This is a genomic window from Sphingobacteriaceae bacterium (assembly GCA_002319075.1).
In the GTDB taxonomy this organism is placed as follows: domain Bacteria; phylum Bacteroidota; class Bacteroidia; order B-17B0; family Aurantibacillaceae; genus Aurantibacillus.
This window is the reverse complement of sequence record NVQB01000001.1, coordinates 1,481,057-1,493,021: the sequence shown is the minus strand read 5'-3', so window position 1 is coordinate 1,493,021 and position 11,965 is coordinate 1,481,057. Positions and strand designations below refer to the sequence as shown.

14 protein-coding genes are annotated in these 11,965 nt (G+C 37.5%); 9 read left to right on the top strand and 5 right to left on the bottom strand.

Annotated features, from left to right (window positions below):
• The first annotated feature begins 5 nt into the window (after positions 1-5).
• Positions 6-620 carry a YigZ family protein gene (locus CNR22_06645; protein ID PBQ31453.1) on the top strand — a complete coding sequence of 205 codons (615 nt, stop codon included), beginning with the start codon at positions 6-8 and terminating at the stop codon, positions 618-620.
• A gap of 28 nt (positions 621-648) precedes the next feature.
• Entirely contained in the window at positions 649-1,602 is a 954-nt protein-coding gene (locus tag CNR22_06640; GenBank protein ID PBQ31452.1) for an aminopeptidase, read from the top strand.
• 81 nt (positions 1,603-1,683) lie between these two features.
• On the opposite strand, the gene CNR22_06635 is transcribed toward CNR22_06640, so the two are convergent.
• Positions 1,684-2,532 (bottom strand): hypothetical protein, encoded by an 849-nt coding sequence (locus tag CNR22_06635; GenBank protein PBQ31451.1) that lies wholly within the window; start codon positions 2,530-2,532, stop codon positions 1,684-1,686.
• An 89-nt stretch (positions 2,533-2,621) separates the two neighbouring features.
• On the opposite strand from CNR22_06635, the gene kdsB reads away from it, so the two are divergent.
• The 4 genes from kdsB to CNR22_06615 all read left to right on the top strand — a co-directional run bounded on the left by kdsB (position 2,622) and on the right by CNR22_06615 (position 6,232).
• Positions 2,622-3,365, top strand: coding sequence for a 3-deoxy-manno-octulosonate cytidylyltransferase (kdsB, locus tag CNR22_06630; protein ID PBQ31450.1), 744 nt, complete (start codon positions 2,622-2,624; stop codon positions 3,363-3,365).
• A gap of 5 nt (positions 3,366-3,370) precedes the next feature.
• Entirely contained in the window at positions 3,371-4,588 is a 1,218-nt protein-coding gene (locus CNR22_06625; GenBank protein ID PBQ31449.1) for an S-adenosylmethionine tRNA ribosyltransferase, read from the top strand.
• 83 nt (positions 4,589-4,671) lie between these two features.
• On the top strand, positions 4,672-5,706 hold the full coding sequence (locus CNR22_06620) for a hypothetical protein (protein PBQ31448.1): 1,035 nt from the start codon (positions 4,672-4,674) through the stop codon (positions 5,704-5,706).
• 85 nt (positions 5,707-5,791) lie between these two features.
• A complete protein-coding gene (locus tag CNR22_06615; GenBank protein ID PBQ31447.1) occupies positions 5,792-6,232 on the top strand; it encodes a glutamyl-tRNA amidotransferase in 441 nt (146 codons plus the stop codon).
• A 52-nt stretch (positions 6,233-6,284) separates the two neighbouring features.
• Here the strand turns inward: CNR22_06615 and CNR22_06610 are convergent, their stop codons facing one another.
• The 4 genes from CNR22_06610 to CNR22_06595 form a co-directional block, all read right to left on the bottom strand.
• Positions 6,285-7,457, bottom strand: a complete 1,173-nt coding sequence (locus tag CNR22_06610; protein PBQ31446.1) for a hypothetical protein — start codon at positions 7,455-7,457, stop codon at positions 6,285-6,287.
• A complete protein-coding gene (locus CNR22_06605; protein ID PBQ34844.1) occupies positions 7,458-7,790 on the bottom strand; it encodes a PadR family transcriptional regulator in 333 nt (110 codons plus the stop codon).
• A gap of 181 nt (positions 7,791-7,971) precedes the next feature.
• Positions 7,972-8,790, bottom strand: a complete 819-nt coding sequence (locus CNR22_06600; protein ID PBQ31445.1) for a hypothetical protein — start codon at positions 8,788-8,790, stop codon at positions 7,972-7,974.
• 246 nt (positions 8,791-9,036) lie between these two features.
• Complete coding sequence (locus tag CNR22_06595; GenBank protein PBQ31444.1) at positions 9,037-9,630, bottom strand: hypothetical protein; 594 nt, start codon at positions 9,628-9,630, stop codon at positions 9,037-9,039.
• Between the two features lie 173 nt (positions 9,631-9,803).
• On the opposite strand from CNR22_06595, the gene CNR22_06590 reads away from it, so the two are divergent.
• From CNR22_06590 to CNR22_06580, 3 genes are all read left to right on the top strand, one after another.
• Positions 9,804-10,757 (top strand): hemolysin, encoded by a 954-nt coding sequence (locus CNR22_06590; GenBank protein ID PBQ31443.1) that lies wholly within the window; start codon positions 9,804-9,806, stop codon positions 10,755-10,757.
• Positions 10,747-11,391 carry a YihA family ribosome biogenesis GTP-binding protein gene (locus CNR22_06585; protein ID PBQ31442.1) on the top strand — a complete coding sequence of 215 codons (645 nt, stop codon included), beginning with the start codon at positions 10,747-10,749 and terminating at the stop codon, positions 11,389-11,391. The genes CNR22_06590 and CNR22_06585 overlap by 11 nt, the downstream gene beginning before the upstream one ends.
• Positions 11,392-11,493: 102 nt before the next feature.
• A complete protein-coding gene (locus CNR22_06580) occupies positions 11,494-11,847 on the top strand; it encodes a hypothetical protein (protein ID PBQ34843.1) in 354 nt (117 codons plus the stop codon).
• Positions 11,848-11,965: the final 118 nt, after the last annotated feature.

Genomic DNA, 11,965 nt, shown 5'->3' with positions numbered 1-11,965 from the left:
TCACAATGCTTTTTTCCGATTCCTACTTTACCATTGTTGCTCCGGTAGAAGCTATAACCAAAGAGCGGGGCTCAAAGTTCCTGGCTTTCGCCTTTCCGGTAAAAACCGAACCGGAAATAAAAACTTGTCTTGCTACATTAAGAAAAGAGCATCCTTCTGCAAATCATCATTGCTATGCCTGGCGCTTAGGAGCAGATAAAGCAGCGTATAGAAGTAATGACGATGGAGAGCCTTCGAACAGTGCCGGCAAACCTATATTGGCGCAAATTCAATCGCATGACCTCACGAATATTTTAATTGTGGTTGTGCGTTATTTTGGAGGCACGCTTTTGGGAGTCAGTGGTTTGATAAATGCATACAAGAATGCCGCCTCAGAAGCACTCGCTTTAGCTTCTGTTACAGAGCAATTTATTTTGTTCGAGTATAAAATAGAATTTGGATTTGATGCTCTAAGTGCGGTTATGCGCCTTTTGAAGGAGTACGATGCGAAAATGAGTTCGACAACTTACGATGAAAAAAACACCATCATTTTCCAGGTAAAAAAAATGCATTCAGAAAAATTAGAAAGTAAATTCACGGAATTATATACCACTAAATTAGAGTTTGTAAAACTTGTTTAGTTTTAATCACTAAGTAAATCTTATAGTAATGAAAAAAGAAACTATTAAAAACGAGTACAGCTTATTGAAAGAAATGTCTGAAGTTCATGCCCCCAGCGGAAACGAAGCAGGCATGAAAAACTTTCTGATGCGCTATATTAAAGAGAATTGGAAAAACTGGAAGCACAAACCAAAGATAATTCATGGAAAAGGGTTCCAGGATAATATCATTTTAATTTTCGGAAAACCACGCACCGCTATTTTTGCGCACATGGACAGTATTGGCTTTACCGTGCGTTATGGAAAACAACTGGTAAAAATTGGAGGCCCCATGTTACAAAATGGTTTTAAATTGGTGGGCACCGACAGCCAGGGCACGCAAGAAGTGGAATTAGCCATTGTGGAGGATAAAAAAGCAGGACATTCAAGATTGGAATACAAAGGTAAGCGTGACTTTGAAAGAGGCACGGAGCTTGTATTTAAACCAGACTGGAGAGAAGATAAAGAGTATTTGCAATGTTGTTATATGGATAATCATTTGGGCATGTATAATGCACTAAAAGTTGCAGAAACATTAAAGAATGGTGCAATTGTATTTAGCAGCTGGGAAGAGCATGGAGGTGGAAGTGTGTCTTATCTGCAAAAATACCTGCAGGAAAATTATAAAATCGACCAAGGATTGATTTCCGATATTTCCTGGATCTCAGATGGGGTGCATTATGCAAAAGGACCGGTAATTAGCATGCGCGATAGTTTAATTCCAAGAAGGAGTTTTATAAATAGGATTATTAAAATTGCTGATGAAAATAACTGTGCCTATCAATTAGAAATCGAAGGCAGTGGCGGCAGCGATGCCAAAGAATTACAAATGGCGGAGTATGCCTGGGACTGGTGCTTTATTGGTGCAGCTGAAGAGAACGTTCACACCCCGGATGAAAAAGTCCATAAAAAAGATGTAGAGGGCATGATTGAACTTTACAAAGTTTTGATGAAGGAACTTTAAAAAAAATATAAAGGGTAGGAAGATGCAGCTGTGTAAGTGAAAAATTACAAATGCCATTTTCTGTTTTTACATCCTCCGCCTCTAAAATCCGTAATCTTTAAAGTCTTTCGAAAATTCGTCAGGTTTAAAGCCTTTGTTTATTTCGATGTTGGTGTATTCGTAGTTTTCGAATAGGCCAATATCGTCGTAAAGACTGAGAGCTACAGGAAGCATTAGTCTATCGTCGATATAGAGTATTGCTTTTTTGCAATAAAGTGTTGGTACTTTTAAGACGGTACCTTTTTTTAGAAAACCAAAGTCGTTTAAAAGATCATTTTTGTAACGCAATAAATAATCATTAACGCAAAGTTTTAAAGAGATGATGCTTGCGGTTTCTTTTTCTCCAACAGTATAGTTTGTGTAGGCATAATTTTTATTTTCATATTCTAAAAGATAACAATTGTACCCGTTTTTCATCACTTTTCCGAGGTAAGAAAAATTAGCCAGGCCACCTTCTTTGTCTTTACTGATAGTAAGTGCTATAGACTTTCCTATGAATTCGAAACCTAATTCATTTAAAGAATAATGTTGGTTTTTACGCATGATGTTTCCACTGGGATCCAGCGTTAAAGTGAGATAAGGAAAAGTATGAACTTTTACCAAAGCTTTGTGCGCGGAAATTTCGCCATCAAACAAAACCTCCACTTTTTTATCCCTGTTATTAAAATAAACTTTTCGGGGGTGCGTCTGCACCTTTATTTCAGAACTCGCGGTAACAAACTTAGATTCCACGCGTTCCATCGCTTTCACTTTTTCCTTTAATGTCTTAATGGTTTTTATGGAGTCGTACATCTGGTGTAGGATCCTTGCCGGCTTAATATCGTTGGCACTCTTAAACGCAAGTATAAAAGAGGCGAGAATCAGAGAGAATATAGAAATAGTGTACTTCACAAGCTTTTGAAAACAATAAAAATAGATAATACTTTTTAGTTATTTTTGTCCATTCTTCCCCAATATTGGGAATTTAATTTTTTTTTACAATGTCAATTTTAGGAATAATTCCCGCGCGTTACGCTTCTACCCGTTTTCCCGGCAAACCTTTGGCCATCATTAAAGGCAAGTCGATGCTTCAAAGGGTTTATGAGCAAACTATGAAATCTGAATTGCTGGATGAAGTGATTATAGCCACAGATGATGAGCGAATTGCGCTACATGCAAAAAATTTCGGAGCTCCTGTAGTTATTACCCGTGCAGACCATCCAAGTGGCACTGACCGTTGTTTTGAAGCCTACCAGAATCACGGAAAACTTTTTAAGTATGTCATAAACATTCAGGGCGATGAACCCTTTATTCATCCCGACCAGATCAGCTCCCTAGCTGAGATCTGTACCGGAAGTGTAGAAATTGCTACTCAAATGATCAAATGTTCAGATCATGATGTGCTTTTTGACAAAGGAGAAGTAAAGATTGTTCTGAATACAAACAAAGAAGCACTCTATTTTAGCAGGAACGTTATTCCGGCTATAAAAAATAAAGACGAAAAAGAATGGCATAAGCATTTTGACTATTACCGTCACGTTGGGATGTATGCTTACCGCGTTGATATCCTTCAAAAAATAACCAATTTAAAACCATCTTCACTGGAAATTGCAGAATCTCTGGAGCAGCTGAGGTGGCTCGAACATGGTTATAAAATTACCTGTGCGGAGACAGCTTTTGACAGTCATTGCGTAGATACTCCTGAAGATATTGAAAAGGTTCTCAGATTAATGAACATAGCATAAGTTTCGTGCCGCATCCTAAAGATATTTCCATTCAGGATTTCACTTACAATTTACCTGTAGAGAAAATAGCAGCCTATCCCCTTGAAAAGAGGGATGAATCAAAGCTCTTGGTTTATAAGGATAAAAAAATTGAAGAAGCTGTTTTCAAAAATATCGGTTCGTTTTTACCTGAAAACTCTCTTCTTGTTTTTAATACCACCAAAGTCATTAATGCCCGCCTTGAGTTCGTCAATTTAAAAGGACAAGGCATAGAGATATTTTGTCTTGAACCTCATAATCAGGAATTAGAGCTAACGGTAGCCATGTCTGCGCAAAAATCCATAAGATGGAATTGTCTCGTAGGAAATCTGAAAAAATGGAAAGAGGAAAGCTTGTTTCTTCATAAAAACGCTATTACGCTAAAAGCCGATCTCATTGAGCGTAAGGACTTGAATGTACTCATAGAGTTTTCGTGGGAACCATCGGACCTTCAATTTTCAGAAGTGCTTGAGTTATTTGGACAGACGCCAATTCCTCCTTATTTAAAAAGAGAAAGCACCGTAAGCGACCAGGAGCGGTACCAGACTGTTTACGCTAAAACGGAAGGTTCGGTAGCAGCGCCGACCGCAGGACTGCACTTTACAACAGAAGTACTTCAGACACTGGAAGAAAAATCGATTCCAACTTTATCCGTTACGCTACATGTAGGAGCAGGCACTTTTAAGCCTGTAAAATCGGCAAGCATGCAGGGGCATGATATGCATGCAGAATGGATAGATGTATCGAGAGACGCAATTGAGGTATTATTAAAAAGCAGCCCCGAAAAAAAAATTATAGCTGTAGGTACAACTTCGTCGAGAACGCTCGAAAGTCTTTATTGGATGGGTTTAAAAGCTTTCCATAATAAAAATATAAGTTTACACGAGTTGGAAATTACTCAGTGGGAAGTTTATGATCTCGAAGATCAAATGGTAAGTGTTAGCGAGAGTCTTGAAGCCCTGCTTTTGTGGATGGACAAGCATAAGTTGACGCAACTCGTTTGTCACACGCAAATATTGATCGCAGCTCCATACGAACTAAAAATCATAAAAGGGATTATAACAAATTTTCATCAGCCGCAAAGCACGCTTCTACTGCTTATTGGTGCAATCGTTGGTGATGATTGGCGCCGTGTTTACGACTATGCATTAGAACATAATTTCCGGTTTTTGAGTTATGGAGACAGTTCGCTTTTGTTAAAATAATCTATTTACTGCCGCTTTTCGACGAGTGGCTGTTGGGGTTGCCTGTTTTTTTCATATTTTTGAATAAACCTAATAACTTTTCTATGAAAAAAATTTACTTTACTATTCTTTCTTTTTTCGCTGTAGTTGCTGTGAACGCACAGCTTACACAGGCAAATCATGCGCCTGCTAATGGCGAAACATATCAAATGTACCGTTGTGATTCAATAGCAACAACATCGGGAGCTTCAGGAGCCGATGTGAGCTGGAACTATGCAACTATTACAACTTTCAGCAATCTTGTAAGAAGTTACACTGCTGCTACCACTTCTAATGCAAATTATCCACAAGCAAATATTAACCTGGCCTCTGCGGCAAACGATTTATCATACCTGGCTTCTGCTACAAGTTCTCTAGGGTATTATGGTGGAAATATCTCAGTTGGAACGATTGCAGGATCTATCAACTACACGGCGCCGGCAATTTACGCTTCTTATCCAATGAGTCTTAATACAACAACTACATCTGTTACAGGAGGCTCGATATCTATTACAAGTCCATTTCCAACAACGGGAACATTTGCAGGATCAAGTTCAGCAATGGTGGATGCATCTGGTACAATTAGTTTACCGGGTGGTATTACTTACACAGATGTTGTTCGTGTAGTAACTAATCAAACCTTAAATATCACCACGCAATTTGCTCCTGCAACCGTTTTCCAGCGTAACTACGAGTGGTTTGCTGCTGGAGTTAAAGCCCCGGTTTTTACAATTATGACTGCTACAGCAACTGTTCTTGGTAATACCACTACTCAAACTGTTGTAGCACGCAATAAAAATCTTACGGCACCTCCTACAGGTACAACAACTGTTGGGTTGGATGAGAATACAGGGGTAAACATTCAATTCTCCGCTTTTCCTAATCCTTCTAATACTTTCGTAAATTTTGCTACAAATCACCCTGATGCCAATACTGTTTCAGTATTTGATATCACCGGTAAACTGGTAGAAAAACAAAATTTAAATGAAGGAAAATCTAAAGTGGATGTTTCTTCTTTCAACAAAGGTTTGTATTTATACAGTATCAGCAGCAAAGAGGGAAAAACGCTTAAATCTGGTAAAATTACAGTGAGCCAATAACACTAAAAATTATTTGTTTAAAAGCCACTCAAATACGGGTGGCTTTTTTATTTTTGTAGAATCAATACATTAAAAATCAAACAAAATGAATATAGAAGAAAAAGTAAACGCAGAGATTAAAACAGCTATGCTGGCAAAAGATTCAAAACGTCTTGAAAGTTTACGCGGCATTAAGTCGGTTGTTCTTTTATTAAAAACTTCTCCGGAAGGTTTAACGGAAGAGTCAGCGACTAAAGCAATTCAAAAAGAAGTAAAAAAACGTAAAGAATCTGCAGATATTTATAAAACTCAAAATCGTCCTGATCTGGAAGAAGAGGAAATGTTCCAGGCGCGTGTGATGGAAGAATACTTACCCAAACAAATGGAAGAAGCTGAAATCAAAGCTGAGCTTGTAAAATTAATTGCTTCTGTAGGCGCTTCTGGACCTGGTGATATGGGAAAAGTGATGGGAGCTGCCTCAAAAGCTTTTGCGGGAAAAGCTGACAACAAAATTGTTTCAGCTCTTGTGAAAGAACTATTGGGATAAACTATCTAATGCTTTTTAAAAATGCCGGACGAGGAAAACGCCCGGCATTTTTTTATTTCATAGCGATTAGGGTTCGGGTGTTTTGCAGAAGAAACATTCGTATTTGAAGTAACTGAGCATTTACATTAGCTTTCGTAATTATGCTAGACCGCATTGTCTTATCAAGAAGCGTAGCAGTTACTCTGATCCGACTGAGTTTAGGACTACCAATTTTCGCTAATTCCAGATTATAATTTTTAACAAGATTACCGAGGGAGTCCAGCTTTGTTTGTATGGCATCATCCCATACAAAAGGATCAGTACTCAGTCGCTTAGAATTGTCAAATTCTCTGTCATGTGTTTTAGCTGTGGTATCGATTTCGGGTTCCCGCCAAAAGACATAGGTCATACTTTCAACGCAGATTTTATCGATTCGTTTATGAAGGTCCTTTATAGTTGGAGTAATTGAATCTTTGTTTTGAGCAGATAAACGAATTTCATTAAGCATGATTTCTTGCCATATTCCGAGTTCTTGGTGCGCAACCATGTCGGTATGTACTGCTGAGTAGGGAGTTCTTACCATCATAAATAATATACCGTAAACCAGAATTACCAGAAAAGATGTAGTGACGGTGTTTAGTTTTGTTTCAGGGTTTCTTATACCAGAAAAGAAATAGAGCGGTAAAAAAAGGAGTAACATAAGAGTTGCCGAAAGATACATCATGTCGATCGAATGCGGCCAATGCATGACTTTAGATAAAAAGGACAAGCTTACAAGAATAATGCCCAGTGCACCGATGGCTATAATTAACTTGTCTTTGGTTTTTTGTTTTTCTTTTGCTTTTAAAGTGAACAGTAGAGGAAGAAACAGAAGGCTGCCTAAAAATATGCCTGAGCAAATTAAGATTGTAGCTCCCGGCCAATACATGTATTTAAAGATGATTCCGACTGCAAGTGTAAGAACAGATAAAGCTCCGCTCCAAATCATTATTTTTTTCATAGTGTAATAATTTTTAAAGATTAATAAGGAGATAGTTTCTTCTTCAATTTCCCACAGAGCATCTTTATAAAATGTTTTGATGGTTTTTTGATAGAAGCTCTCGAAGTCTCCGTTTTCTTCGAGGTTTTGCTCGATGATACAACATACGTGATCGACCAGGTTTTGCTGCAGGCTCTCCATCTCAACGCCACGTGCACTTATGTCGTTAAGAATATGGTCAATATGTTTTTCAGTAAGCTGGAACATTTATACTGTTTTTATATCCAGCAGAAATTTCATGGTATTCATAAAGTCTTCAAGCTCGCTGACTTTTTCTTTAGTTTTTGTTTTTCCTGAAGCACTCAAACTGTAATATTTACGAACGCGTTTACCGATGTATTCCAATTCTGTTGATACAAGTCCATCCGCCTCTAATGCGTGGAGTGTTGGATACAAAGCACCTTCAGTAATCTGTATTTTTTCAAAGGTCAGATCTTTTACCCTTTGAGTAATTTCATAGCCGTACATTTTTTTATTGTCGGCAAGCAATTTTAAAACGATTGTTTTAAGTGTGCCTTTTATTAATTCGGAAGAATAGATCATGATTATATAAGTGTTACCTAAGACAAAGATACATAAGAATGTTATGTATTAGACTGTTGGGTATAAAATTTTAGCTAATCGTTTGGTATTTAGATGTTTAATTTTATTGGTAAAAGGAAACGGCTATGAAGAATTTGCTTCATAGCCGTTTTTATGTTGTGTTTGGGTGTTATTTTTATTATTTGAAACGAAACCTTATTGGAAGCTGATAGTAAGATTTTACTGCAACTCCTTTTACTTTTGCAGGTGATTTAAAATTTGGAATTAAAGCGATTACTCTCAAAGCTTCCTCGTCCATACCGTAACCTGCGGTGTTTAGTAAACTTAATCGCCCTACTTTTCCTCGCTCGTCAACTACAAATTTTACGTAAACAATTCCTTCTTCACCCAATTCGTAAGCGGGCTCAGGATATTTTAAGTTTCTTGCAACGAAGCGTGTTAAGGCCGAGTATCCGCCTTCGAATTCAGGTGCACTGTCCACAGTATAAGGCTGTGCAACAGCTGTATCCGGCTTTCCCACTAACCCGCCGCCAATACTTCCAGTACTTATTGTTGAGCTTGTTCCTGATCCAGCAAGTGTTACGGAAGCTACAAGTGTTGCTGAAGTGTTTGTACTTGTTGGCACAGTTATAAGTGTTGAGTCTACAATAACAGCTCTTTCCGTTTTCGATTCTTCGGCTTTTTCAGTTGTTGCCGGTTTCTCTTTTGATTTCTCGGCACGTTGTTCTTCTATTTTCTTTTCTTCCTGTGTAAAACGAACAACGTAAACTGAATCGGGAATAAACACTTGACCAGCGAGATTTTCTTCGGGTTGATTTTTTTGATTCATGTAAAGTGCTACCGATGCGATGGTGCCAACGCCAATCAGCATCATGGAAAGCGATTTAAAAACTGTGTAACCGTACTCGGAGCGCAAAACATAGGCTCCATATGCTTTGTTACGGTCTGCAAAAATTATATCGTTTAATTTTTGCTCATTGGTGATCATGTGACTCATGGTTTATGGGGTTTAAAAGGTTAAGTCAATGTTTATTCATCCAATGTGTTTAATTTGTTTCTGATGTAAAATTATTTATAAGCAATGCATTTTGAAACAACGCACTGAAATGTGGTAGCATTTTATTTTCAAACGGTCGCAAAGTAGAAGGTTAGTGGTTTTCAAACGCGTTGGCATTCTACACTTAAATACTATTAAGCGTGATTAAAAATAAAAACTCTTATTAAAGTTGACCTGAAACTTTTTTTAACGCAGGATGGTGACGTCGCCTTTGACTAATTTGGTTTTGTCGGAGCTATCATAAAAGAAAACATAAAAATACGTTCCGTCGGGAAGCGCAATGCCATTCCATTTTCCATCCCAGGGTATATAACTGTTCTTTTGAGTATGCACTTGTTGCCCCCATTTATTGAAAATAGTCAACTCAAAATTGGGGTGGTATTGCGCGTTATAAACTCCCATAAGATCATGGTAGTTATCATCGTTGGGAGAAAAATATTTATCTATAGAAACGGCACACACTTCTTTATCGATAGAAAAAAAGAAAGTAGTATCTTTTATAACCGTTAGCGAATCGTGATGTTTTATCCTTACAAATACAGAATAGTCTCCGCCGGCAAGTTCATAAATTTGATTTACGTTTCTGCTGCCATCGCTCCACTTTATGGTGATTGTATCAACAGGGTTTGTACCCGAAATTTCCAGCGCCGCACTTCCTTTTAAACAAAATTCTTTATTCGTGGTTAAAGTGAACTTGTAAGGCTGCTGCGCATAAAAGGGCTTAGTTCCGGAAAGGAAAAAAAACGATAAAATTATTTTAAGTGAAACTCTGAAAGTCATCTATAATTAACAAGTTTAAAGATATAAATTTATCGCTAGCATGTTTACTATAAATATCTGTATACATTACAGATGCTGGGAAATTAATGAGTTATGAAACTATTCAGGCACTAAAATAGCATTCTTTCTCATTGCGGTTTAGAAACACTTTCTGTATATTTACAAAGTAAGTTATGCAAAAGATCATTGACCCAGTAAGCAAGGAAGCCTTGTTAGACGAACTAACCAGGGAGCGTTACGTTCGAAAGGCCAATAATGGAAACAACGAAATTTATATTATCACTCAGCACAATGCGCCGAATGTTATGCGGGAGATTGGAAGGTTACGTGAAGTAACATTTCGTCACGCGGGTGGAGGAACCGGCAAAGAAATTGATATTGATGAGTTCGATACAAGTTCTCATCCTTATCAGCAATTGCTTGTTTGGAATCCTGAGGACAAAGAACTTGTTGGTGCCTACAGATTTATTTTATGTAAAGATGCGGAGTTTGTAAATGGCAAAGTAAATCTCGCTACGACAGAACTTTTTGAGTTCAGTGAGAAATTTTATAAAGAGTACCTGAATGAAACCATTGAGTTAGGAAGATCATTTATTCAACCGCTTTATCAACCTGGTGAAAACAGGCGTAAAGGTTTGTTTAGTTTAGATAATCTCTGGGACGGGCTTGGAGCTTTGGTTATAGACAATCCTTCGCAAAAACATTTTTATGGTAAAGTAACCATGTACACCGATTTTAATGTTACTGCCCGCGATTATATTCTTGCATTTATGCAGCATTATTTTCCGGATAAAGACAGATTGGTTTGGCCCATACATTCTATTGAAAAGAAAACAAATACCGATGCTTTTGTAGAGCTACTGAAAGGACAGCCCTACAAAGAGGGACATGCGATTCTTCACAAACATGTGCATGAGCTCGGTGAAAATATTCCGCCTTTAGTAAATGCTTACATGAATTTGAGCCCCACTATGAAGAGCTTCGGAACGGCTATCAATCCAACGTTTGGGGGAGTGGAAGAAACTGGGATATTAGTGACTATCAGAGATGTGTACGATAGTAAAAAAGAGAGACATTTTAATTCATACCTCCTTGAAAAAGGATTAAGAAGTTTAAATGGAAATTAAGAAAGCAGTATTCAAACAAAGTGCCTCAAGTATTTTCGGATGTCCGAAGCCTACGCTGCAGGAATACGCGTTTATTGGAAGAAGTAACGTTGGAAAGTCTTCACTGATTAACATGTTGTGCAACAATAAACAATTAGCAAAGGTTTCAGCAACTCCCGGAAAAACACAGCTCATCAATCACTTTACCATTAATGATTCGTGGTATCTTGTGGATTTACCGGGATATGGTTTTGCAAAAACAAGTAAGGACAACCGTTCGAAGTTTGAAACTATCATTTACGATTATTGTAAAAAACGTGAGACCCTGGTTTGCCTTTTTGTATTGATCGATAGTCGTTTGCCTTTACAAAAAATTGATTTTGAATTTATGACCTGGTGTGGCGAAACGGAAATTCCTTTTTCGATTATCTATACAAAAGCAGATAAAAATTCAAAAGCAGAATTAGCAAAAAATATAAAGAACATTGAAACAGAACTTTTAAAAGAGTGGGAAGAAATGCCCAATACTTTTATTAGCTCTGCAGAGAAAAAATCAGGTAAAGAAGATATTCTTGAATTTATAGATTTTCAAATTAATGAGAACAGGCCGCCACGTGAAACCAAGAAGGATTTAGCGGATGAAGAAGAAGAGTAGCCACAGATGACGCGGATTGCGCAGATTTGTATTGGGCTAAAGTAGAATAAGGACAAATTAATAAATGATTTTAAGTAAATATCTGTGGAATCAGCGTTATCTGTGGCAGAAATAGACGAATTGAAAATGGCAAGTGACTGGGAGATACTACAAAAAAAATTAAAAGAGCGCTTCGATAGTGAAGTCGATTACGATTCTATATTATTTTTAATAGGATTACAGGAACTCGGTAAGCCCTTTCAAAAATATAAAAAAGATCAGAAGCTGGAAATCATGCACGTTGCTATCTGCACGCTTCTGGAGCCTTATGGATTCTATGAATTTGAAGGAAATGACGGTGACGGTTGGCCGCACTGGAAGTTAAAAGAGAACCTTCCTTTTCTGGACGCAAAGCAGCAAAATAAATTGATCATCGATTCTATTATCGATTATTTTAAGAAAGAAGAATTTATCTGATCTTCAGGCATTTTTTTAAATGCCTCCTCTGTGCAAAAACTTTCAAAGAGTTATCCTTCACTTCACGAGGTCATTTTTGCCATTATTATCTCTAAATGAGCTCAGAATTGATCTTATT

What these genes read in the sequence shown, in the direction of transcription:
- CNR22_06645 (PBQ31453.1), top strand. Translation starts at nt 6, where the DNA reads ATGCTTTTTTCCGATTCCTACTTTACCATTGTTGCTCCGGTAGAAGCT.
- CNR22_06640 (PBQ31452.1), top strand. Translation starts at nt 649, where the DNA reads ATGAAAAAAGAAACTATTAAAAACGAGTACAGCTTATTGAAAGAAATG.
- kdsB (PBQ31450.1), top strand. Translation starts at nt 2,622, where the DNA reads ATGTCAATTTTAGGAATAATTCCCGCGCGTTACGCTTCTACCCGTTTT.
- CNR22_06620 (PBQ31448.1), top strand. Translation starts at nt 4,672, where the DNA reads ATGAAAAAAATTTACTTTACTATTCTTTCTTTTTTCGCTGTAGTTGCT.
- CNR22_06615 (PBQ31447.1), top strand. Translation starts at nt 5,792, where the DNA reads ATGAATATAGAAGAAAAAGTAAACGCAGAGATTAAAACAGCTATGCTG.
- CNR22_06610 (PBQ31446.1), bottom strand. Translation starts at nt 7,457, where the DNA reads ATGTTCCAGCTTACTGAAAAACATATTGACCATATTCTTAACGACATA.
- CNR22_06600 (PBQ31445.1), bottom strand. Translation starts at nt 8,790, where the DNA reads ATGAGTCACATGATCACCAATGAGCAAAAATTAAACGATATAATTTTT.
- CNR22_06595 (PBQ31444.1), bottom strand. Translation starts at nt 9,630, where the DNA reads ATGACTTTCAGAGTTTCACTTAAAATAATTTTATCGTTTTTTTTCCTT.
- CNR22_06590 (PBQ31443.1), top strand. Translation starts at nt 9,804, where the DNA reads ATGCAAAAGATCATTGACCCAGTAAGCAAGGAAGCCTTGTTAGACGAA.
- CNR22_06585 (PBQ31442.1), top strand. Translation starts at nt 10,747, where the DNA reads ATGGAAATTAAGAAAGCAGTATTCAAACAAAGTGCCTCAAGTATTTTC.